Source organism: Lysinibacillus sp. LZ02 (assembly GCF_050613145.1).
Taxonomy (GTDB): Bacteria; Bacillota; Bacilli; order Bacillales_A; family Planococcaceae; genus Lysinibacillus_B.
In genome coordinates, this window is the sequence record NZ_CP192507.1 from 1,693,864 (window position 1) to 1,715,713 (window position 21,850).

31 protein-coding genes and 1 pseudogene are annotated in these 21,850 nt (G+C 34.2%); 15 read left to right on the top strand and 17 right to left on the bottom strand.

The genetic code is table 11. The annotated features are described in order from the left end of the window. Positions 1 to 22: 22 nt before the first annotated feature. Together ACQQ2I_RS08010 and ACQQ2I_RS08015 are read right to left on the bottom strand one after the other, a co-directional pair. A complete protein-coding gene (locus ACQQ2I_RS08010) occupies positions 23 to 793 on the bottom strand; it encodes an ABC transporter substrate-binding protein (RefSeq protein ID WP_431030002.1) in 771 nt (256 codons plus the stop codon). Positions 794 to 805: 12 nt separating this feature from the next. Beyond that, entirely contained in the window at positions 806 to 1,573 is a 768-nt protein-coding gene (locus tag ACQQ2I_RS08015; RefSeq protein ID WP_431030003.1) for an NRDE family protein, read from the bottom strand. Positions 1,574 to 1,856: 283 nt separating this feature from the next. Between ACQQ2I_RS08015 and ACQQ2I_RS08020 the strand changes: the two genes are divergently transcribed. Further along, the gene (locus ACQQ2I_RS08020; protein WP_431030004.1) at positions 1,857 to 3,290 is read left to right on the top strand and encodes a polysaccharide deacetylase family protein; all 1,434 of its coding nucleotides are present in this window, start codon (positions 1,857 to 1,859) and stop codon (positions 3,288 to 3,290) included. Positions 3,291 to 3,386: 96 nt separating this feature from the next. On the opposite strand, the gene ACQQ2I_RS08025 is transcribed toward ACQQ2I_RS08020, so the two are convergent. Continuing rightward, entirely contained in the window at positions 3,387 to 3,599 is a 213-nt protein-coding gene (locus ACQQ2I_RS08025) for a hypothetical protein (RefSeq protein ID WP_431030005.1), read from the bottom strand. A gap of 338 nt (positions 3,600 to 3,937) precedes the next feature. Beyond that, entirely contained in the window at positions 3,938 to 4,360 is a 423-nt protein-coding gene (locus ACQQ2I_RS08030) for a ferritin-like domain-containing protein (protein ID WP_431030006.1), read from the bottom strand. A gap of 255 nt (positions 4,361 to 4,615) precedes the next feature. Between ACQQ2I_RS08030 and ACQQ2I_RS08035 the strand changes: the two are divergent. Continuing rightward, positions 4,616 to 4,757, top strand: a pseudogene (locus ACQQ2I_RS08035) (polysaccharide deacetylase family protein); the annotation flags it as partial. 48 nt (positions 4,758 to 4,805) lie between these two features. Here the strand turns inward: ACQQ2I_RS08035 and ACQQ2I_RS08040 are convergent. Then, positions 4,806 to 5,492: a DUF421 domain-containing protein gene (locus ACQQ2I_RS08040; RefSeq protein ID WP_431030007.1), complete on the bottom strand. Its 687-nt coding sequence runs from the start codon at positions 5,490 to 5,492 to the stop codon at positions 4,806 to 4,808. Between the two features lie 1,474 nt (positions 5,493 to 6,966). Then, entirely contained in the window at positions 6,967 to 7,296 is a 330-nt protein-coding gene (locus ACQQ2I_RS08045; RefSeq protein ID WP_431030008.1) for an antibiotic biosynthesis monooxygenase family protein, read from the bottom strand. A gap of 80 nt (positions 7,297 to 7,376) precedes the next feature. Here ACQQ2I_RS08045 and ACQQ2I_RS08050 point away from each other — a divergent pair, with 80 nt between their 5' ends. Further along, positions 7,377 to 7,598, top strand: coding sequence for a hypothetical protein (locus ACQQ2I_RS08050; protein WP_431030009.1), 222 nt, complete (start codon positions 7,377 to 7,379; stop codon positions 7,596 to 7,598). A 114-nt stretch (positions 7,599 to 7,712) separates the two neighbouring features. Here the strand turns inward: ACQQ2I_RS08050 and ACQQ2I_RS08055 are convergent, their stop codons facing one another. Continuing rightward, on the bottom strand, positions 7,713 to 8,243 hold the full coding sequence (locus tag ACQQ2I_RS08055; RefSeq protein ID WP_431030010.1) for a GNAT family N-acetyltransferase: 531 nt from the start codon (positions 8,241 to 8,243) through the stop codon (positions 7,713 to 7,715). A 356-nt stretch (positions 8,244 to 8,599) separates the two neighbouring features. On the opposite strand from ACQQ2I_RS08055, the gene ACQQ2I_RS08060 reads away from it, so the two are divergent. From ACQQ2I_RS08060 to ACQQ2I_RS08075, 4 genes are all read left to right on the top strand, one after another. Continuing rightward, positions 8,600 to 8,803, top strand: coding sequence for a hypothetical protein (locus tag ACQQ2I_RS08060; protein ID WP_431030011.1), 204 nt, complete (start codon positions 8,600 to 8,602; stop codon positions 8,801 to 8,803). A gap of 206 nt (positions 8,804 to 9,009) precedes the next feature. Then, positions 9,010 to 9,177: a hypothetical protein gene (locus tag ACQQ2I_RS08065; RefSeq protein WP_431030564.1), complete on the top strand. Its 168-nt coding sequence runs from the start codon at positions 9,010 to 9,012 to the stop codon at positions 9,175 to 9,177. 412 nt (positions 9,178 to 9,589) lie between these two features. Continuing rightward, on the top strand, positions 9,590 to 10,585 hold the full coding sequence (locus tag ACQQ2I_RS08070; protein WP_431030012.1) for a hypothetical protein: 996 nt from the start codon (positions 9,590 to 9,592) through the stop codon (positions 10,583 to 10,585). A 559-nt stretch (positions 10,586 to 11,144) separates the two neighbouring features. Beyond that, positions 11,145 to 12,122 carry an FRG domain-containing protein gene (locus ACQQ2I_RS08075; protein WP_431030013.1) on the top strand — a complete coding sequence of 326 codons (978 nt, stop codon included), beginning with the start codon at positions 11,145 to 11,147 and terminating at the stop codon, positions 12,120 to 12,122. 92 nt (positions 12,123 to 12,214) lie between these two features. Here the strand turns inward: ACQQ2I_RS08075 and ACQQ2I_RS08080 are convergent, their stop codons facing one another. From ACQQ2I_RS08080 to ACQQ2I_RS08115, 8 genes are all read right to left on the bottom strand, one after another. After that, on the bottom strand, positions 12,215 to 13,375 hold the full coding sequence (locus ACQQ2I_RS08080; RefSeq protein ID WP_431030014.1) for a tyrosine-type recombinase/integrase: 1,161 nt from the start codon (positions 13,373 to 13,375) through the stop codon (positions 12,215 to 12,217). Continuing rightward, entirely contained in the window at positions 13,353 to 13,745 is a 393-nt protein-coding gene (locus tag ACQQ2I_RS08085; protein WP_431030015.1) for a helix-turn-helix domain-containing protein, read from the bottom strand. Before ACQQ2I_RS08085 ends, ACQQ2I_RS08080 begins: the two co-directional genes overlap by 23 nt. A gap of 45 nt (positions 13,746 to 13,790) precedes the next feature. After that, on the bottom strand, positions 13,791 to 14,294 hold the full coding sequence (locus tag ACQQ2I_RS08090) for an ImmA/IrrE family metallo-endopeptidase (RefSeq protein ID WP_431030016.1): 504 nt from the start codon (positions 14,292 to 14,294) through the stop codon (positions 13,791 to 13,793). Between the two features lie 96 nt (positions 14,295 to 14,390). Next, a complete protein-coding gene (locus ACQQ2I_RS08095; protein WP_431030017.1) occupies positions 14,391 to 15,137 on the bottom strand; it encodes a hypothetical protein in 747 nt (248 codons plus the stop codon). Next, complete coding sequence (locus ACQQ2I_RS08100; protein WP_431030018.1) at positions 15,134 to 15,751, bottom strand: hypothetical protein; 618 nt, start codon at positions 15,749 to 15,751, stop codon at positions 15,134 to 15,136. Before ACQQ2I_RS08100 ends, ACQQ2I_RS08095 begins: the two co-directional genes overlap by 4 nt. Further along, the gene (locus ACQQ2I_RS08105) at positions 15,714 to 16,904 is read right to left on the bottom strand and encodes a hypothetical protein (protein WP_431030019.1); all 1,191 of its coding nucleotides are present in this window, start codon (positions 16,902 to 16,904) and stop codon (positions 15,714 to 15,716) included. The genes ACQQ2I_RS08100 and ACQQ2I_RS08105 overlap by 38 nt, the downstream gene beginning before the upstream one ends. Before the next feature lie 65 nt (positions 16,905 to 16,969). Continuing rightward, positions 16,970 to 17,209 (bottom strand): excalibur calcium-binding domain-containing protein, encoded by a 240-nt coding sequence (locus ACQQ2I_RS08110; RefSeq protein WP_431030476.1) that lies wholly within the window; start codon positions 17,207 to 17,209, stop codon positions 16,970 to 16,972. A gap of 114 nt (positions 17,210 to 17,323) precedes the next feature. Beyond that, positions 17,324 to 17,692: a helix-turn-helix domain-containing protein gene (locus ACQQ2I_RS08115; RefSeq protein ID WP_431030020.1), complete on the bottom strand. Its 369-nt coding sequence runs from the start codon at positions 17,690 to 17,692 to the stop codon at positions 17,324 to 17,326. Positions 17,693 to 17,845: 153 nt separating this feature from the next. Here ACQQ2I_RS08115 and ACQQ2I_RS08120 point away from each other — a divergent pair, with 153 nt between their 5' ends. Further along, positions 17,846 to 18,076, top strand: a complete 231-nt coding sequence (locus ACQQ2I_RS08120; RefSeq protein ID WP_431030021.1) for a helix-turn-helix domain-containing protein — start codon at positions 17,846 to 17,848, stop codon at positions 18,074 to 18,076. Between the two features lie 52 nt (positions 18,077 to 18,128). After that, positions 18,129 to 18,296 (top strand): hypothetical protein, encoded by a 168-nt coding sequence (locus ACQQ2I_RS08125; RefSeq protein WP_431030022.1) that lies wholly within the window; start codon positions 18,129 to 18,131, stop codon positions 18,294 to 18,296. On the opposite strand, the gene ACQQ2I_RS08130 is transcribed toward ACQQ2I_RS08125, so the two are convergent. Continuing rightward, a complete protein-coding gene (locus tag ACQQ2I_RS08130; protein ID WP_431030023.1) occupies positions 18,270 to 18,581 on the bottom strand; it encodes a hypothetical protein in 312 nt (103 codons plus the stop codon). The genes ACQQ2I_RS08125 and ACQQ2I_RS08130 overlap by 27 nt on opposite strands. 57 nt (positions 18,582 to 18,638) lie before the next feature. On the opposite strand from ACQQ2I_RS08130, the gene ACQQ2I_RS08135 reads away from it, so the two are divergent. After that, the gene (locus ACQQ2I_RS08135) at positions 18,639 to 18,887 is read left to right on the top strand and encodes a hypothetical protein (protein WP_431030024.1); all 249 of its coding nucleotides are present in this window, start codon (positions 18,639 to 18,641) and stop codon (positions 18,885 to 18,887) included. Here the strand turns inward: ACQQ2I_RS08135 and ACQQ2I_RS08140 are convergent. Next, a complete protein-coding gene (locus ACQQ2I_RS08140) occupies positions 18,884 to 19,276 on the bottom strand; it encodes a hypothetical protein (RefSeq protein WP_431030025.1) in 393 nt (130 codons plus the stop codon). The genes ACQQ2I_RS08135 and ACQQ2I_RS08140 overlap by 4 nt on opposite strands. 48 nt (positions 19,277 to 19,324) lie before the next feature. Between ACQQ2I_RS08140 and ACQQ2I_RS08145 the strand changes: the two genes are divergently transcribed. The 5 genes from ACQQ2I_RS08145 (at position 19,325) to ACQQ2I_RS08165 (ending at position 21,840) form a co-directional block, all read left to right on the top strand. Next, on the top strand, positions 19,325 to 19,636 hold the full coding sequence (locus tag ACQQ2I_RS08145; protein WP_431030026.1) for a DNA-binding protein: 312 nt from the start codon (positions 19,325 to 19,327) through the stop codon (positions 19,634 to 19,636). A gap of 174 nt (positions 19,637 to 19,810) precedes the next feature. Next, positions 19,811 to 20,077: a helix-turn-helix domain-containing protein gene (locus ACQQ2I_RS08150; RefSeq protein ID WP_431030027.1), complete on the top strand. Its 267-nt coding sequence runs from the start codon at positions 19,811 to 19,813 to the stop codon at positions 20,075 to 20,077. A 16-nt stretch (positions 20,078 to 20,093) separates the two neighbouring features. After that, positions 20,094 to 20,459 carry a hypothetical protein gene (locus ACQQ2I_RS08155; protein ID WP_431030028.1) on the top strand — a complete coding sequence of 122 codons (366 nt, stop codon included), beginning with the start codon at positions 20,094 to 20,096 and terminating at the stop codon, positions 20,457 to 20,459. A gap of 93 nt (positions 20,460 to 20,552) precedes the next feature. Next, positions 20,553 to 20,762, top strand: coding sequence for a hypothetical protein (locus tag ACQQ2I_RS08160; RefSeq protein WP_431030029.1), 210 nt, complete (start codon positions 20,553 to 20,555; stop codon positions 20,760 to 20,762). Then, positions 20,752 to 21,840, top strand: a complete 1,089-nt coding sequence (locus ACQQ2I_RS08165; RefSeq protein ID WP_431030030.1) for a hypothetical protein — start codon at positions 20,752 to 20,754, stop codon at positions 21,838 to 21,840. The genes ACQQ2I_RS08160 and ACQQ2I_RS08165 overlap by 11 nt, the downstream gene beginning before the upstream one ends. The last annotated feature ends 10 nt before the right edge of the window (positions 21,841 to 21,850 follow it).

Genomic DNA, 21,850 nt, shown 5'->3' on the forward strand with positions numbered 1-21,850 from the left:
AGCGGATAAAAATTCTTTTGTTTTACTGCCAAAACTGTTTCAAATAAGGAGCAGCTTCTTTCATTTTTGCCCCGTACCAAAACATTTCACCATCGATGATTTGGATAGTAGTATTTGGCAAATGAAGCGCCAATTCCTCAATATGTTTTTGCGCGAACGGAAATGGCTCTGTCGATAAAAATAGGTAATCTAGTTGGGCATTTTTTAAGGCTTCAATATCGACGACAGGGTACCGTCCTTCAGAAGCTGTAAATGGGTTTTCAAAGCCAACCGTTTCCAACATATCATTAATATAAGTAGTAGCACCAACAACCATATATGGTTTACGCCACATCATATATGCTGCTCTTCCGGATTTTCTTGGAAGTGCTTTCAATGCTACGTCAATTTGAAGGACCAACTCTTTACTTTTTTCTACTCGATTCACTAATTGGCCAGCATCTTCAATCATCCGCTGTGCTTCTGAGATCGATTCCACCTGAAAAACATAAACAGGGAAATGATTTTCGAGCATGTCCACCATTTCTTTTGTATTTTCTTCTTTCTCCATAATAATTAAATCTGGTTGTAATGATTGAATCGTAGCTAAATCGACTTGCTTTGTGCCGCCTACTGTTTGGACATGGGCTACTTGTTGTTCTGGGAATATACAATACTTTGTACGCCCAACAATTTCTTGCTGCAAGCTTAGATGAAATAATGTTTCTGTAATAGCAGGGCAAAGAGAAATAATTCGTTTTGGTGGAAATGCATACGTCACGCTTCTGCCTAAATGGTCTACTACCTGTTTCACATGAATCCCTCCTTATAGTTCCTTTTCAATAGGAAATTGAAATTGTTTGCTTGCATGATATTCTCCCTGTTCAAATGTGCGTTCTGTAAAGTGCCATGCGGTTTTATCTAATCGGACAACGGTTGAGCAGCGTGTACCATAGCCTTCAAATTGAATGAAAATCGGTGATAATTTTCTTTCGAGTTCAAGGGGTACACCCGTTGACGGTAATGCCTCATCTGACGCTTGCTGTTTGTTTGTTAAAATGTGAAATAAATCATCGTCGGAACAAGCGTCATTCATTAGTACTTTTGTGAAATGATCTTTTAACAATTCGACTTTGGGCCAAGGGGTATTGAGTGTCGCATTTGATACACAATGAATCCCAGGCTGCACTTCTGTCACTTCATCCATCATATTGTTGTAGTGAAACAGCTTATCTCCATCATAAAGCAGTACATTAAATGGTCCATACAAATCCCGTTTTACTTGTAAGTTTAGTGCAAATTGTTCGGCCCTTTCATTGCTATTTAAAAAATCAGTGGCGATTTGCCCTCGCGAATAAGTGCCTTTGTCCGCAAGCAGGGGATTTCGATAATTGGTAATCGCAACAAAGCGTCCCGACTTACTAACTCCTAACCATGTCCCACCTTTTTCGCCGTCCCGTCCGGCTAAAATGTGCGGTGCATTTTCCCAAATATGCGCGGTTTTCGTTTCACGTATGTAAAACTCATCTCGATTTGCTGTAATGATAATCGGGAAGTCTGGGTGCGTCTTATAACTAAAAGCGATAATACACATGTTTTCACGCCCTTTCTATCATTACTATTACGGATTCCCATACATTTGTAAACCCTCTTCTTTTCTTCTATACGTGCCGCTAAAAATAAAAAGATTATTTTCAACTTTTTCACGCCGTCATCCGTCTAACTTATATAGACAATAAAAATACTGAAAAAGGAAGGAGCCTTTAGGAAATGAAGCATTAAACGCTATCAATCGGATCGTTAAGGTGGCGTATTTAAACATGGAGCTATAACTATCTAATAGAAGAACAACACAAACTAGTGAAAGGTGTAAGGAAATGAGGGTTATTAAGCGAATTAAATGGGCAGGGTGGGTAGCACTTATTTTATTTTCAGCCGTAACATTAGGTGCTATTTACCATTTGGTAAGTCCTGAAATAGAAGCTTCTAGCGGTACTAATCAGATAACTGAGAAAGAAGAAAAAAGGCAAGATTTTAGCGAGGATGCTAGTTTAAATGTAAGGACAGAAACAAAAGAGACGAATACATATACAATGTCGATCAGTATGCCGACATTAAAAAGTAAAAGCCTAGATACCCCTATAAAAGAATGGATTGAGCAGCAAAAAAGTGTATTTATAGAAGAAGTAGAACGTAACAATGCCGTTTTAAGTGCAGACAATTTAGCGTATTTAACTATTGACTTAAAGGTAGAAACAGCGGGTGAATTATATAGTTTGTTATTCACCTCTTATCAATATGTTGGAAAAGGGCAGCCGACACAAGTTTTCAAAACGTTTACGGTAAATATGAGGACAGGGGAAAGCGTCCAACTACATGATATCATCCATTTAAATGATCAAACTTCAGGAACAATCCGTACATTAATAAAAGATCAATTAATGGGGCGGGAAGAGTGGAAAGACTATGTAAGAGAAGATGTATTAAATGAAAAGTTAAGCGATCTTGATGATTTAAAATGGTCGGTGAATAAACAAGCACTGGACATTTTCTTTGATCAATATGAAGTGGCGGCCGGCAGTGTAGGTGGAATAGAAATGAAAATCCCGCTTGAGGCATTACGTTCATATTTAAACCCTACTCTATTAAATAATGCGCAATTAGAACACATGACAAGTATAGAAAAATCACAATTAGATCCCAATGGAAAATATATTGCGCTGACCTTTGATGATGGACCAAGCCCAAAAGTGACGCCGCGGATTTTGCAAACGTTAAAGCAACACGGTGCAAAAGCAACCTTCTTTATGCTAGGTAAGCAAGTAGAAACATATCCACAGATTGCGGCACAAGTAGCAAATGATGGTCACGAAATTGCGAATCATTCATATGGCCATCCAAAGTTAACAAAAATGACAAGCCAAGAAATGATAAAGGAAATGAGCGAAGCGAATACAAAAATTGAAATGGCTACAGGCATTGAACCGGTATTATTTCGCCCACCTTATGGAGCTTATAATAGTGATGTTGTCCACTATGCTAAGATGAATGACTATTCTATGATTCTGTGGTCTGTCGACTCACTAGATTGGAAAAGTCGTAATTCAGCCGCTATCAATGATATCGTTACAAACAATGTTACAAATGGTTCCATCGTCTTAATGCATGACATTCATGCGTCCACAGCTGAAGCGTTACCCGAATTGCTAGTAAAATTAAAAGCAGAAGGTTACCAGTTTGTAACTGTATCTGAACTGCTCATGTTACAAAATGAAAACGGCGCGGGCCCACATTTTGGGCATGTTTCCTAAGTGTATTTCAAATTACTTTGAATCCTTTGCGAAGACAGGTTCTTCGTAGAGGATTTTTTTGTTTGCTAATAATGTGTGTAAGCTATTTTAAAATAATCATTGAATATGACAAGGTGGAAACCCGTTCACATCTTGAATCATATGAAAGTCATATTGTTTTAGGGCGAATTGGCTTTGATATAAGTACTCGAGTACAAGCAGCTTTCCATTTGAAACGCCGCACAAAATTCCGGAAGTTCCTTGCCCGTTAGACAGAGATACGCCGACAGGTTGACCTATTAAGTAGCCAATTTTATATTGCCATGGCATAAGAGATACTCCTTTCAGTATATGACATGTTTTAATAGAAAGGTAATGGAGCAATGTATATAAATCATCTTAAAGCTGTCGACAGTAAACGGTCAAAAAGCTGCGGTATCTGGTCAAAACCATCCGGCATGAGCAAAATTCTACAGTGAACCGTTAAAAACATTTATTTTTAGCCGAAATGCAAGTAAATGAGACGATAACCTATGCAACATAGAGGTTGATTTTTAAAGTCAATCATTATGCTGGAACATTAACATGCACATATGTAGCTTAAACAAATATTATGCATTTGGACAAAAAATGAGCGGAGAGTGTAACTATGGCACACTCTCCAATCATTAAGAATGAGTCATAAAAAATAAAAACCAAACGGCGTGGTTTTGTTCATCTGCGGCATTTGAGCGAAACTGTTCACTAATATATGTGATATGACACTGCCTAGCTACTCGGTGATAAAAATCTACAGCTTCTTGTTCGTCTTTAAATGCAGCAAGAACACCACTTTTAAAATCAGTAGGTAATGCTTCAGTTATTTGTGGAGATGGTGAATGTCCTGTAAGGCTAGTATAGATAGTAGCAAAACCATGATAGTGACGTATTTCATCTTGTCTAATTTCCAGAATGCGCTTTTGAATTTCAGGGGTTGGGGCAAGTTTAGCGAGCTGTTCATAAAAATGTATAGCCGTATACTCCCCATTAAGAGCTTTCGTAAGATTACCAATGATAGGGTTCGTTGAAGACGGTTGACAATTATATTGCAAATTCGCACTCCTTTTTAGTCAGTATATTACATTTGCGAAATAACGTAACATGTCCTGAAAAATCGAAATTCAAGATGTATCACACCTACATTCAGCCTCTAAAAAATGACTGTCCCCCAAGTTAATCTTAGAAATTAAGCTACTCACCTGTTTCAAGCAGACTAGTTGTAGGGCAAAACAATGATTAATGGTATTGCACAAGAAGGGGATAAAGTAGTCGTGGCATCAAGAAATAGGAGATCATTAAGTGCAGAAGGGAATGTCATTCTTTTTCATGATGGCGGCGGAAACCGCGAAGGCATTAGAAGCTATTTTACCCGAACTACAAAAGCAAGGGTATAAATTTGTCACGATTTCGGAGCTACTCGAAGTACAAAAATCCACAATGCAAAAATAAAAAGCCGCAGCATCTTTAAACGCTGCGGCAACTTGAAGCTAGTTAGACTTAATCCATTTTCTGAATAAACAATTGACCGTTAGATTGAATTTCCGCGTAAAACACCTCTTCAATAGACTGTACATCCGCTTTTGTCAATTGTTCCTGCAACCAAGCTTTACTCATGCCCGTTTCCAATAAATTTCTTTCTAATAGTTTCCCATCTGTGATTACCTCAATCGGTATAAATGGGGGAGGGGAAGGGGAGATGTTTAAATCGCTTTTTTGTGTTTCTTGAAATTCGGGTTTTTTTAGAATGCTAAGGGAACCATTTGGCTCTAAAATGGCATAATCAATTTCAGTAATAGAGAAAATTTGATGTTGTCTTATCATCATCGTTAAGTCATCGAGATTAATTTTAGTTGCGGACAAAGCTTTTCGATCGATTTCTCCTTTTTTTATAACAATCGTCGGTTGTCCATCTAGGATTGTCCGTACTTTTCCTGATTTAAGACTAATATAACTAATAAAGGTAGCGAGTGCACACCAAATCACAAGGCTTGTTAATTCTTTTGTATAAGTGCTTGTATCCATAATAACCATATTGGCTGCAATGGAGCCAATTGTAATGCCTGTTATGTAGTTGAAAAATGTTAGATGACTCAGTTGCTTTTTTCCTAAAAGTCTCGTAAATGCAAGCAAAACAAAAAACGTAATGACCGTCTCGATAATTACTTGTAAATAACTTGTATTCATTTCCCCACTCCTATCTCATTCGTAGAGTATCCAAAATGTACAAAATAATACATTCATAGCAATAGAAAACGGTGAAGATCGAAACTTGGTGCAAGTAGGGGAACTTTGAAATATAAGGTTTTTGTCCCGTATTCAACAAAGGAGAAGAAATTATATAAACACTTTTTAATGATTCAACATAACAATCCACTTCAAAAATCACCCTACATCTTGCTAACGAATCGTCCAATTTGCTTGCATTTTGGCGAAAAAATGATCCGTTTTCATTCAAAATGGAGCGCTCTACGAATAGCTGATATATTAAAAAAAAGAGAAATTTACTAAAAAGGGAGCTAGCGCGGAGGAAGAAAAAAGCGCCTTTATGGATGGGAAATGAAGATAATCAGGCTTTTTTTTGAAAAATGTGTCGTGCTTCAAAATGACCGATTTGTGCCTTTGTGAGGTGGTTAACTATGAAAAATAATAAGTAACTCTCTATCGTGATAAAAATAAATAGAGACGTGCGATTTTTTTATAAAAAGAATGACATGTCCACTTTAAAAATCGACCAAAGCGCCATTTGTCGATTTTGATATACAACTTAACTGAGGATAAGTGCCATTTAGGTGAATAGGCCCGATTTAACACTTATTTTAAATTAAGTTGTATATGGATTTCACTATCTAGCACAATCAGGGCATTAAAAATAATTCATTTTAATAACGGCAGTAAAAAAATCCACTCTCGCTAGTAAAGCTACGGATGCAAAATGTCAGTATATGAGCCAGCTATTTTAAATAGTGTTCTCTTTTTAGAAATGCAATATAGCGATGCATATGTTTCCATCGTAATTAGAGCGTACATATATCGGACCGATGTAGACGAATAGAAAATGTATTAAAATACGTTGCCATTCGTAATGAACAAACTTCACTAGTTTCAGAAGCTGCAGTATATATAGTGATTGACGTTGAACAAGAATGCCAAAAGGTTTTGGTGAAGTTGGGGCGGTTATGGGCTATGTTATCACGGTAAGAGGTAATGAGTGTTTGAAACATTATGCGGAGGAAGGTGGAATAGAAAATTTGGGAGTAGTTTTACAAATAACCACTCCCAAACTTTAAAAAATAATGATGCTATTAACTTTCACTAGCTATTTTTTCAGGAAACAGTTTCCCGAGCAAAGCAACTGTAGAGGCACTTAAACAAACAATAATGAATCCAGTAAGTAGATTTGTAGTGTTTAAGCCGTAATGAGCGAATGCTGATGAAAAAATGTAACTAATCACAAAACCGAGAAGAACTATGAAAAGTATATTTGTATTTTTACCCACTAGTTATTTCACCTCACTTTCTAATTAGGGGATACGTTTGAAAGGGAGTAATGGTTAAAATATTTTCCATATATAACAAAATTTTTTATTATATAGTGCGGGAAAGCGGTGGAAACAAATTGTAGAGGAAGAGCTTCACGACTATTGGTGAAGCTCAATAATTAGTTGCTTTTTGTATAATCTCTTTCAACTTTACAAATACGTGTAATGTATGAAGAATACCAATCTCTCTTTCCTTTTTCTTGTGCTTTCAGGTGGGAAAGGTTTTCTTTCCATTGTTGAATAGAGTCTAATGAATCCCAGTAAGAGACGGTGATCCCTAATCCACTTTGTTCTCTAGCGCTTTCAACGCCTAAAAACCCTGGTTGTTTTGAAGCAAGTTCAACCATTAAATCAGCCATAGTATGGTAGCCTGTAGGGTCGCTTTCAGTTCTTTGAGAAGTAAAAATAACAGCATAGTAAGGGGGAGTTGGTGTATTTGCAAATAACATTATTGATTACCTCCATACAATTTATATTAAAAATAATACCATAAGTTTTTAATCATCATTTCATCAATGAGGTGACGTGAATGGACGAATATGTTGTATACGAATCCTTTATTGTGCCGATTAAAGGTCAGCTACCTGACGTACAATGCCGATATTTGTCGGGGAGTTTGTATCCACCAGAGTATACGAATTCATTAAAGGTAGTGCTAAAATTTGAAGATATTGAAAAGGTCAAAGGAATAGCCAAAGACTTATTGATGGAAGTTGGTCGCATTGTTACTCACGTCAAAAAAGTATATTGAGCATTCCGTCAATAAAACTTAACAATTTGGGGAATCAACGAAACGAAATAATATCATCGAATATAAATAAAAGGCCTATATCTAAATAAAGATATAGACCTAGGAAATTTTAAATCAATCTGTTTTTAATAGTGAATACATATTGATATCAATAAATTTTCCTTTAGATTTTTCGTATTGTCTAAGCGTTCCTTCAAATGTGAAATTAAGTTTTTGCAATACCTTGATAGAATTCACATTTGCAGGTTCTACCTTTGCTTCGATTCTATTTAGTTCTAAGGTTTTAAAAGCATAATTAAGCAGTGCACTGATACCTTCTCGAGCATAACCCATGCCCCAAAAGTCTTTAGCGATATCATAACCAATTTCGGCCTTAGCATTTTCAAAGTCTATAAAATTGAATCCACATGTACCTATTATTTCGTTGGAATTTAGTTCAATCATGCTGAACCGAATAGCTTCACTAGCCTGAGCCAACTTCTCAAAAAGTTCAATCACTTCTTTTGCTTGTGACTCATGTGTAAAGCTAGAGATGTTCATAAATTTAGTTACATCTGGATCAGACCAAATTTTAAACAAGCTATGTGCGTCTGAAACTTCCATTCTTCTTAAATGTAGTCTTTGGGTGTGTAGTTCTTTAATCAATACTTTTACCTCCAATTATTTTTAATCAGTTGGATGAAAAATATTGCCATCTGCGCATAGTTCAGTCCCTTCAAGTTTGTATGATTTTAGTATACCATGAGTGAAAAATAAAGGAAAATTAGTAAATACGGTAGATACTTTGAAAGAAATACTAAAAGAGGTTTGTTCGGTCATTCTATAACTTTGTAAAAATTACTAAGCATTACGAGGATTTTACATAGGAAGGTAAATATATGAAAGCGATCACTATAAAATAGCCTTGGGTAACGCTGATTGCTTCAGGTGAAAAGAAATTCGAAACACATAGCTGGCAGACGAAATATCGAAGTCCGTTAGCTATTTACGCTAGTAAGTCGGTGGATAAGGAAGCTTTTGAAGATTCATCGATTAAAGGTGCATTAGCAAAGTATGGTATTACATCTTACAAAGTAGAATGCACTTTAGAACATGTGTCAGTTTTATCACAAGGAAAAACCGTAGATGGTTTAAAAATAGCGTTCTGTGATTATACAGAAGGTCATTATGCTTGGGAATTAGATCATATAAAGGTGTTAGATTAACCTATCCCAGCTAAATGTAAGAGAGTGGAACAACTAAGACAAGAAAGAAGCGTAACCAGAATAGGAAATGGCGTGAAATAGTAGATAGGGTGTTATCCGTAGCCGAAAATATGTTGCCTTAAAAATACTTCAGAAGTGATGAAATAAAGTGCAGCCAAGTATAAATCACTCCAAAAGGGAAAATTTATTACTTGGAGGTGATTATTTTGGCAAAAGAAAAGCAAAATAAAAATGAATTAAATCGAGAAGAGTTTGGGGTAGAATTAGGTCCTGACGATTTAGATTTACGTGAAGAGAATGATTTAACTGAAGAACAAATGAAGAATTCACATAAAGAAAAACAGCAAAGCGAAAATGCTTCTAAAAAAAGGTAAGGAATTTGATGGGTAATAGACCCGTATGTATCCTTCAATATCAACAAATGATAAAAATGCTCAAGCGTTATCAGGATAAATATGTAGCTAATAAATAAGTACAAGCCCATCGAAATTGTGATACGCTCCCCATTAGGTAGACAGATAAAAAAATAAAATCTGTTTATCGAGTGCGTAGCGTATCAATTGGTAGCGGGCTTTTTTATGTTGTTAAAAGAACAGAGTATAGTAACATAAACATCTTGGTTTCCGTTTTAAAAACGCAAGTAAAAAAAAGTTAAAGTTTACAAATATTTTTTTACATATAATGTATTTGAATACTTTTTTTGTTAATGTTAACATTTGTATAACTCGAGGGTAATTATTTGCTATGGCAAATTGATATGAATGAACAATAGGAGGTTAGTGATTTATGCATCCAGTAATTGATATTGATCTTAAGTTAAAACAAGGTTTCCGTTCTTTATTTCCAGAATATGCAGCAGCCCTAGAGAAAGCTAATTCCCAAGAGGAAATCAATAAGCTTCAAGCTGCCTTCATCGAGGAAAGAAAGCAAGTGTTGGCTGACGCTCTAGGTAAGGACATCACAGAGTTAGAAGCAAGTGATCAAACAGCACCAATTCCTTTGAAAAAGGAAACGTATGAAATTCTCATAAATGCGACTGGTGATGACATTAAAAAACAACTTCATGTACTTATTGATGGGCTTGAACGATTAAAATCTATGGAAGATGACGATCCCGGTCTTGTAACTGCACAAATCCTTCTTTCTGGTGCATTAGGGATTGGTCTTTTGTCAACTTCGACAGTTGTGACAGAATTAGCAGTTGGAGCAGCCGAAGCAATTGCGGCTTTGGCGGGTGTTACAGTCGCAACAGTTGGAGTAGTTGTCGCGATTGCATCTCTTGTTATCGTAGCTGTCATTATTCCTATCATCTATTTTATGCAAAAACCAGCAAATTGTATTGTATTGTTAATTAATGAATTGGATAAGCCTCTTGTGTTTGAAAGTGATTATAATGTTCATGGCAAACCAATGTTAATGACTACGCCTATTCCTGAAGGTATTGAGATTCCTGGAGTTGCTAAGTACCCTATAGCGGGATTCATTGCAACGGAGAAGCGCGAAAATGCTTTAGTAGGAACACAGTATGGCTTTACGATGCGATACGGTGATACAGACACTAAATTTTCTTTCGGTGTAGAATGTCCCTTAACATCTATTTATAGCGATAATAATTGTTATTGCGCCATAGGCGAAAGTGCCCAAAAAGTTGCTGAAACAACTACAGATAAGAATAAACAATTCTGGGAAGCTGAAAAAGATGGTTTCAAATTGAGTATTCGTTGTAACTCTGGAAGTGGTTCAATTGCTTATTTCGTAGCACGAGTATATAAAGATAGATAGAAATTCTTTGTGGCGTATATGATTGCTACAAAAATTAAAACCGCTATCACTATTACAGTGGTAGCGGTTTTTTGTGTTTATTCATATATAACACCTGTATTTTGTAAATAAACCCGTAATTACTCTTTCTATTTTCAGAAGCTTGTGTTTAAAAAACTCCTCTCTATTTTTTTCCTCATTGGACCCTGCATATATTACCTAAATTCTCGCGTGGCATGCTGTATACATGCTATTTTTCGCCACGCGCCCATTTAAAAAAAGCAACAAAAACCCTGAAACTATCCGAATAAATATGAAAATCTAATCTTTGTACAAGTGAAAAAAACCTTGATATAATAGGCATTGTGAATAAATATGAAAGAAGGCGAAAGTATGAACGCTTATGAAGAATATAAGCATTCATATTTTCTAGAAACCTTGATATATCAACGATTAGAAGGGGAGGAATGTCGTCTTTCTTGTGAAAAAGTCACAGAAAGGTAACATTTCTCCTTATTTTCTTTCGAATAAATCAATTATAATTTAATGGGTATAATTGTAACATTTTAGGAGGGTTAGCGTGTCTGGATTTAAAACTCATGTTGTGTATAGTTTTAATGATTATATTAAATTGATCAGGAAATTAAAGGAGAATGAACCTGGTCTTTGGTTTAGAGGTCAAAATAATGCATCATATCAGTTACGACCTAGTGCAATGAGAGAAATGTGGGAAATTTCGGACCATTATGGAAGAGTGATAGAACCAACAGTTTTAGATAGATTCCATAATAGAGGAACTACTGTAATGTACATAAATCAATTCGCTATGTTGGAAGAATTTAAAGAATTCGCAAAAGAATATATACGTTTTAAACCAAAGCATGATTTAGAATGGCTTTTTATTGCGCAGCATTATGGAATTCCAACAACGTTATTAGATTGGACAACCGATCCTCTTGTTGCACTTTTTTTCTCTAAAATAGATGACAATGTTATTATTAAAAATTCTGATATAGAAAAAGCAGTAGAAGATTTTAATCAAAATCCTTATAGTGATTTAGGAAGTGCAATATTTGCTATAGACCCAGGTGAATACAATAAAGAGGCTGGAGAATTTTATAAAAATGGGGATCAATCTCAAAAAGTAGATTATCCTTTAAATTTTGAAATTGATTATAATAACTTAAATGATTATAGTGATAATCATGTATTCCCTTGTTTTTTTACTAGTACACCCATTGATAAAAGAATTTGTAGACAATCGGGGAACTTTAGTATACATGGTTCAATGGTATGGCCAATAGACCATTATGATTATCATAGAAGTTTTATTCATAAAATTTTTATTCCTTATAAAGTATATGAAGAGATTAATGAAATCTTAAATGCATTAGATATAAATAAAAAATCTATTTATGGCGACTCACTATTGGACAACATTGCGTTAAATATAAAAAAAGATCAGGAATTAAAATTTAAAAAACAAATTGAAGATTTACTTGAAAAATATGTTACAACACCTATAGAAGATAGAGGCTATTATAGTAGTTTATATTAAAATGTATTTTAGTTGCTTGTAAAAAAATATACCGGCTTATTCAATGAAGAAATAATATTTTAACATTACATAAAATATTATTTCTTCTAAAGTTAATTTCTTTTATTTGAAGAGAGTAATTCCGTAAACTTTTTATGCATCATATTCGCTGCATTCTCCCGCATCCCTTCCGTAACATGTAAATAAATCTTTGTAGTGGTTTCTGAGTTTTTATGTCCTACTCTATTCATAATGTATTGCAGATCCACGCCAGCTTCAGCTAATAGGCTGATATGGGTATGACGTAAAATGTATGTGCGGAATTGTTTCTGAATACCTGTTTTTTCTCCGAGTCTTCGCACATGTTGGTTTAATATTTTAATAGTTGGTGGGATTCCATCTACATCACTAAATAGATATTCTGATGGTATCCAATCTTTTTGTTCTTTGTAATTTAGTAGGTACTTTATCTTTTCAATCACAATCTCATCAATATCGATTGTACGGATGGCATTTTTCGTTTTTGGGGTTGTTAGTTCAAAGTCACCACGCAAGCTATTTTTAGCGTAAACAGTCTTTGTGATGTAAATTCTCTTGTTCTCTAAATCTACATCTTTATACTTCAATGCAAGTGCTTCACCAGGGCGCATCCCGGTAAATGCAATTACATAAATCATCGTTCGATATAAAACATTTCGATGTGCGTCTGCAAGCTCTAAAAATTGCTTTAGTTCCCATGATTCCAAATAAAGTTTAGCGGTTTCATCTTTAATCTCATCCACTAGCTTAGATTTTTCTTTTGGAACAAAGAGGGGAGCGGTCGGATTTATTTTTACAAGCCCTGTTTCCACAGCATATTTAAAAAGTATGTCCAATGCGTTTTTAATCCCTCTTAATGTATGGTAAGCTGTACCGTTATCGAATAACAGATTTAGTGTATCTTGAAGCTGCTTACTTGTTAGTTCTACAACCTTTAAATTACCTAAATAATGTCCAATTAACTTAAGGCAATATTCTCTATGCTTGAAGGTGGTTTCTTTAATTCCTTTAAGTCGATAAAGTTTGAGCCATTCTTTCGAAAATTCCTGATAGGTAATTTTAGGGCTATAATCAATAGAGTCTTTTATCTTCTCGATAGCTTCTTCTACACGCTTTTTAGCTTCGGTTTTTGTTTTTCCACGTCTACTAATTTGTTTACGTTTTCCAGTCACCGGATGACGAGGACCATCTGCTACACATTTCCAGGTGTTTTTATCTATCTGGATAAAGTGCATCTGGATCACTGCCTTTCATTAACTGCCACATAGCATATAATCTTTTCACTTCTTCAAGGTTTTCGAAGGGGAGAGATTCATACCATTTTTGCAGAGTAGGGTATTCCCTAAAAGGTATGGCAGCCAACTCTGGATTATATTTCACATCATTTATAAAACCCGCAGCCTCTACCAGGACCATATAATCTACCTTATAAGTCCTAGCTATTTTCTTTAAGGTGTGAGAGGAAGGCTTTACTATGTTCCCACGCTGTGGATCTATACCATTTTCAATATTGCGATAATAGTTCGGAGACAGACCCATACGTTTTGCAGCAGCTGGAATCGACTCTTCACCACGCAATGAAATTAATAATTTTTGTAGCTTCAATCTTATCAACTCCTGAATGCATATGTTATGTTACTTCGAATATAATTAGTAGCTATAAAAATTAGTATTCCAATTCAGCATATCGCGTTGACGTTCTATGTAATTTGTTAATCTCTTTTTGGCAAAATCGTATTCTACATTAAAAAGTGTTTGTAGCTTACGAATGGTTATGTCTCGTAAGTCACGTATGCCTAACTGATCCAGCATAAAGGTAGGCATGGCTGCATGATACATGAAATGGTTTGCTTTCATCTCCTGATATTCTATAAACGTTTGTGGCAATCGAGATTGACTGCCAGTATGTAATAGTACATGCGCAAGCTCATGCGTGAAATCCTGCCACTGCTGTTGAGGGGAGAGTGTCTCATCGACCATGATATAGCCTCTATTATTAAAAAACAGTGCCTGGCTTGGGTCTTTCCAATAAAACGTCGTTATACCTAAGCGACTAGCAATCACTTGAAAATCGAGTTGTTGCGGCTTAAAAATACCAATTTTCTCATATAACTCCTTTACATAAGATTCTGTGTAAGTACAACTAGGTGTCATTTAACCATCTCCTAAAAACAAAATAAGAATATATGTTCCTATTTAGTATATAATAAAACCTCACTTTATAAAAGTGAGGTAATAACGGAATTCTAGCTAAACTTTTAGAAAAAATTTAATAAGAACCATATTTAAAAGAGTATGCAGTAACAATATTACTACCAAAATAATAAGTAGATTTTTTGTCATTGGAGGAAGACTAGTGAAGATAGAAGATAGTTTTCTCTTATTAGGTGGTGTTAAGTCGGCCTTATTAGAAAAATAATCTACTAGATTTTTTAATCTATCAATAATGATTTCTTTATTTTTTGTTTCAGTGATCTCATTATTTAACAAATCAAGTGAGGATATCAAGGATTTATAATTTTTGACCTTTTCAGAGATTATCAAAAAGTCCTTTTTATTTAATTGCACTAGAAATTTGTCAATTATTTCAACTGAAAGATTAGAACTAGTTATTTTAAAAAGCTCTAAGGTAGCTGAATTCTCCTCTAATAAAGGTGCTAAATTTTTTGATGGGGTGGTGCTAATTATATTAAATAAATTTTGAACTGAATTGATGTTGCTTGTTATGTCTTGTTCGATTATCTCTAAAAACATTTTAGATTGTGATTTTTTAGTGAGATCTTCTTTAAGTTTTGTCAAATAGAATATAATAAAAGCAACTATCGCAGATAAAAATGCACCTAATAGAGGTGGAACTACTCTACTAATAATCTCTGAAATATTTAGACCTTGATCAGGTGAGCCTAAAAAAACAACAAATTTATAGGTACTAAAAATAAAAATATTTAATAGAACTAATATTATAATAATAAATAGAGCATATGACTTGTTTTTCATGAAATAGATTTAATACCTTCTCCAAGTAATGTATTTATTTGATCTCTTAAAATGTCTTGTTCGGAAGCTAAGCTACTTAAATCATCATTAGAGTGATTCAGAACATCTGTTACACTTATTGGTTTTTGATTTGTAGTCATAGTGCCCCCCTTATCATTGTCTTGCTCATATAATAAGGAGGGAGGAACTTTTAAATCATCGTTTAAATCTTCCTTTATTTCATCGATTATTTCGAATAAATATGAAATATTATTAAATAAATCTTCTAATTTAGGTTCTGTAAGATTTATTAATAATTCTTTACATATAATACATTCATAAAATTTATCTAGGCTATCTTCAATTGAAGGTTCCCCACAATCATCACATTCTAAGCGATAAAATTTCTTTAACATACCATTATTGGCAAGAGTGAGAAATAAATTTAATGTTTTAAATGGATTAAGTTTATATTTAAAAGAAAAGTCTAAAGGGTCAACTATTATTTCTTGATTCTTAAGATTGTCGAGAAAAAACTCTCTTAAATAAAAATGCAAAGGCTCTAGCGGCATAAATGATTTAAGACTATCTTCAGTTTCATAAATACTCTTCAAGTTCATATAAAACAAATTCACTTTTCATCTTCCTTTCGAAGTCTCGTCTTTTATTGTTATAATAGTCTATCATAAAGCTACCATGAAATTCTTTTATAGTTACTTCTAATCCTGTAAAGTTAGATCGTAATGGAGGTAGTTTGTAGTTTTTTTTATTAATACGGTAATAAATTGAAATTTCATCAACTTTAGTTTTCTCGGTTACCAGACTTTTAAGGTTCCAATATAACTTTTTACTATAAATATGTTTCCTTAAAGAGTCTCTGGTTACAGAACGTGTTGTATTTCCATCATGGAAAGAAAAGGCGAAAATATAACGGTCACTAAAATTACCTAATTCTAAGTTTTGAGCTATATTCTGGAAGTACATATATTTAATTATTTTATTATTGGACTCTAAAGTTTCAGGAGATACCAGTTTTAGCTTATGCATATTAAATTCTTCAATTTCTTTATCTAATATTTGCTCCTTTAAAGGTAGTTTTGACTTAATAATGCTTTCTGCTTTCTCAGTCTCATTTTTGAATAGCTTATAGATTTGATCTTTTATTTCTTTTTTAGTTTTCCTGATATAAGTAATTGTAGGAGTTAAATCCTTAATAAATGTAAAAATCTCAGAAATTAGTTCTCTGCGTTTCTTTTGAGCATTTTGTCTAAAGTTTTCTCGAATTTTAATAATAAAGGTTTTTTTAGTGAAATTATATTCACAAGCAATGAAAAATATGGTCTTTTTTGTATCTTCATCTTTTGTATAGCCATTTCTAAATAATAAAACTAATGAATTATTTTCTTGGCGCATTGAAACTAACTGGAAAGCTTCCTTATCTAAAGAAGAATGATGAATAGGTCTATCTAAAGAATTGGTTTTACCATTAATTGCATCTTTGATTTTAACTATATCGTCTGGTGTATCAAATAGATAAATAAAATGATTATCTGGAACTACCCATGCTAAATCATTAAAGAGAATAGCATCCAATTTTTGTTTATCAACATTCTCACCAGCTTTACTTTCTAGTATTTTAGTAATTGTATGAAAACTGTTATCTTCAAACATTTTGTTTTTAATACTTCTATATTCTTTTGAAGTATTCCAAAAATCGCTTAAAGTTGCATCTAAAAACTCTACAGTAAAGTTTCTAAGTAAATTTCCACTAAAGGGGTTATTTGGCATTATTATTACTCCACTTCTAATAGTATTTAAATTAATCTTAATTGTTGAATAAATAGTGCATAAAATTACCCCTCACATGCAATTCCGTCTTTGTCGCGATCCTTCGAAGCATTTGCTTTATAAAGTTCAGCTGATATTTTAGGAGTATACTTTGTTTTGCCACCTATATTTTTTACTTTCGCGTCTCTTGCCACGCCACCTTTATAATCTTTATTTAACTCCGTACAGTTTTTATATGTTTTCGTAGCGGCGTCCGTTTGAGCTGGTGCGTTAACTGTGCCACCTATTAATACTGCACCGACCATAAATGTCATAACTAGTTTTTTCATTGATAAAAACCTCCTAAAATAAATTATCCATAATAGTTAAATGGTTACATTAATTATGTAAAAAATAAGAACGTGCTAATTAGCATGCTCTCATTTTTTTTGTTCACTTTTAATCATTTCCCAAATAGTCCGTAGCTTACGTAATTCCTCTTCACTAGATCTTGGTAACTCTTTGTACCAAACACCAAGCTCAGGATCATTTATAAATGCTTGAAATTCTTTTTCATCATCTTGCGACTTTGTTGTAGGTTCTATGGTGTCTGTGCGACCAAGAAGATAATCGGTGCTGACTTCAAAGAAATCAGCTATTAATTGTAAAGTGTCATAATCAGGTTTTCTATCTCCTGATTCATATCTAGAAAGTACTGTATTTGAAACACCTATTTTTTTCGCAAAGTCAATTTGAGAAATATTATTTTTTTCACGTAAGTGTTTAATTCTAATTCCTAGTGATGTCAATATATACACCTCACATATCATATTGTTATTTTAACATTTACCAAAGCGGTAAAAAAGAGTATTGCCAAAAAGGTAAAATGATGTTGACTTTTCCTAAACGGTAATGTATATTGTATTTAAAGTTACCGAATCGGTAATTGAAGGGGGCTTAATATGAAAAAACCAATGGTAGTTAACCTTGATTTAATTAAGCAACTTAGAAGTCAAAATGATATTTCAATAGAAGAAATGTCGAAAATTATGGGCTATAAAGGTTATCAAGGTTACTACTATAAAGAAAGTGGTATTCGTAAAATGAGTGCAGATGATATTGCTAAAATATCTGTAATATTAAATGTCTCAATTAACGAGCTTTTTTTGAAATTTAAATTACCAAATCGGTAATTATTGAGGGTGAACAACAATTTGTCGCCAACCTTGGAAGGAGGTGAGAGGGATGGAGAAAAAGATAACTTCAATAGCTGCTAGTACAACTATTGAAGTCGAAAACCTCTTGCAAAAAGGAAAAGTAACTCTAAATCAAGCCAGAGAACAACTTGGATTAAAAAAAATTTCAGATCCAATTGGAAACCAGTTTTTAAAGAGAGATAAAGAATCCAGCTAATTCACCAGGCTTTCTAGCTAACGCTAATTCTTCAAGATCCATTTTTAAATACTTACATGTGGTAGGAAGAATTTTTAGTAGTTCGTCATGTGTGATTTCACATGAAAAGTAATCTTTTAAAGTACTAGTTAGGTCCATAGACATTATTCTGTTGAATTTTTCACCTAAAAATAAAAGGTTATACTTTTCCATTATTGCACGTATTTCATGGTCTGAATTCGCCTCTAAACTAGCTGCTTTTAATTCTAGTAATGCATTTTCGATAGTTTTAATTTGTGTTGTCATTATAATCACCTCACTTTCAAGGTGATTATAGCAAATATTTGGAAGGAGGTGAGGAGTATGAATAAGCAAAAAACATGTATTTGTTCTAATTGTATATGTCATCGTTTAGATGTTGACAATATTTTCAGTGATAGCTCAAATGCACTTAAGGCCGTTCAGCAGGTGTTTAAAGAGTATAAGCAGGTAGAGACGGTAATTGTGAACCCTGATAGTTGGATGGGGAGAGAGTTACTTTGGCAGTCTCGTAAAATGATAGACCTTGAAAAGCAAATTCTAGATTTAACAAGGTCTATCAAAAAAGATTAATCAGGCTTTTTAATGTGCTGAATTTGTAATAAGTCAGCTAAATCATTAAAAGTATCGACTAAATCGCCATAGTACATAAAAGTATGTTGCATGCTATGGCCAGTTGAACGACTACTTAAAAATTCAAGGTTGAAGCGTTCAAATGCCTCTATAAATCTATCAAACTTTGATTCTGAAAGTTCAGTGTTTTGAAGGTAGTAAAGTTTGAAACCCATGAATGTTGAATAAGCAGTCGAGTGGTATGCGAATAAGATTTGTTCGTTAAAAGTTTTCCTATCAAGTCTAGCATCTAATTCAGCTGATAGAGATTCATAAAAATCTTCAGCATACCACATAGTCTTTAAAGCTAAATCTTTAATATTTTCTTCGTGGTAAGTAAGCATTTCCAAAATAATCACCTCACTTTCAAGGTGATTATAGTAAATATTTGGAAGGAGATGGTTGGAGTGTTTAATTTTCAATTCGATACAACAGAATTTCGCGAGATAATCCGTGAAGAACTTCAAGCTGGACTAGCAGCTCAAAAACCAATTCAGATTAAGGAATTGCCACCATTGCTAACAAAAGACGAGTTAAAAGAGCTTTTCCATATTAAAGATACAAAAGCAGCAGAGTTATTAGCCCGAGCTGATTTTCCAGTACTTCGTGAAGCTGGTACCTTGATTCCCACGCATTTACTAATGCGATGGATTGAGGACAATACGCAGTGGATTAATAAAAATGCGAAGTCGTTTAAAGCAATTAGTTAATGGGGAGGGGCACGACACTTTGTCGCAACCCTATATAAATGATTTTTTGCGAGGGTATTTATGCGGGAATCATTGAGAGGGATCTAGAGGATATAGAGTTTCTTCTTATAAAAAATTTTAACTTTGTTGAACTGAATATGGTATTCCAACTTGGAATGAAAGGAGGTGTATGCGGTGAAGCTAGGCGCAATTATGAAGGCTTGTCGCGAACGTGCTGAACTTTCACAGGAAGAGTTGGCACATCGGATGAATCGTACACAAGCATGTATTTCCAAGTTTGAGAATGACCATAAAGTACCTGACGCACTTACATTTGCTGATTGGTTCCGTCAAACGAATACTCAAGAGGTTGCCATTGCATTTATGTATGGTATGGACGGGATCACAATTTTACAGCAGCTACTACCGGTTATCGGTGGACTAGTAATCTGGTTTTTATAAAAGGAGAGTGATAGGGATGGAGGAAATTAAGGCATTTATTGAATATGCAGAGGATATGAAAAAACAGATTAAAGAAGCTTTTGAGTTATCGATGGAACTCGAATTATTTGCTAGTAATCAACTTTATATCTGTTTGCAAAACGAAGTTACGAATCGAGCTAGAGAAATCGGGATACTTAGCATAAGAGAAGAGTTAGGGGTGCTACGAGTGAATTTTAGTAATAGCGCATTCCATACTTTAGGTCTAACGGATGTAAACACACGGGAAGTAAACAACAACGGAGAATGTTGGATTCATTACAGTGTTGTTGTTGATGGAATTATACTCACTGCATGTGAGCTTAAATCAAGTGAAGAACATAAAAAAGCACAAGCACTTTAACGGAGTACTTGCGCCAGACTGATAACTTTTCGCAGAGGAATCAGTAAATATTATGTTCTTCCATTATATCAAATCATTAATGGAGGTACAACCATGGATAAAATTAAACAATTTTTAGCGGATGAGGAAGAGCTTTTAGCAGATTTCCTTATGGATATGGAAAATGCGGAAGGTAGCAACAAGGCATATGCACAAGCTGTAGCGCTATGGTCTATGCAATCAGCACGTGTTGGGGCGATTCGTGATGTGTTGGCATTGCTAGACGAAAATCATAATAGCGAGGTGCAGGATCATGACGAATAAAACATATGCAGCAGACCCAACACGTACTACAATCGCTGTTCACGGCGGTAGGCAAGTACTAATGAATACGATTTTCGATTTATTAGTTAGCAAAGGATTTGAAATTCAAACTGATCAAAGAATTTTAGAAGAATATCCTATTTTAGCTGATTCACATTGGGAAGGTAAAAAGGGAGATTTGTTATTCAAAGCGGAAATTTATCCAGCAGGCTTTAAACTTCAATTTTATCAAGAAGTTGTAACTCAAAATCCTAACGGGGGTTACTACGATTTTGATAAATACCAGAAAATGCCTTACTTAATTCGTTTGCAGTTTATCGTAACACGCAATGCAGTATGCAATTTACTAGAAGCGGAAGGTTATACGAATAAAGCCAAACCTCAATTTAAATATGCTATGGACAAGGTGCTATTTAGCATACGCGATTCTTGTCATTTTGAAGAAGGACAAGATACCGATGGGTATACGCCAGAGGATTACAACAATAAAGATCGTGATAAAAAGGCGATTTTTAACGGTCAAATGAAATATTTCAGAGGTTATGACGGACGCCTTCGTAGAGGGATTGTTTATCACAATCTTAATAATATGTGGTGGGTCATCGTGAACAAATATGAATATAGAAATGTTGCTTCATTTAATTTATTTGATGTTGAACCTGGTCAGATGCCTGAGCGAAGAATTCAAAGAAAAACCATTCCAGAACGTATTCGAGTACAAAAACTACGAGACAAATTCAAATTATTAGGTTTAGACTACGGCCTTTTGGATGAAGGGCATATTCAGATGTTGCGGTCTCATTTAACTCATGAGTTCAAACATTTCGCAGGAGAAATTACTTTTAATCTATCTCCAGCACGTAAAAAAGATATTAAGGTACTCAAACGTACTGGACTACAATATGCAGTTATTCAAGTCGATGGAGATTATTTCAGTAGAAGAGAGGCTATTACATTCAATGCTAATGGATTCATTGGATTTGCAGGGTGGGCAAGTGATTATAACTTACTACCATTCGCAAATGCATTTGAAAAATGGATGAATTGGTTAACAGAGGTTATTGAAGTAACAGCTTAAAGAGGTGTGC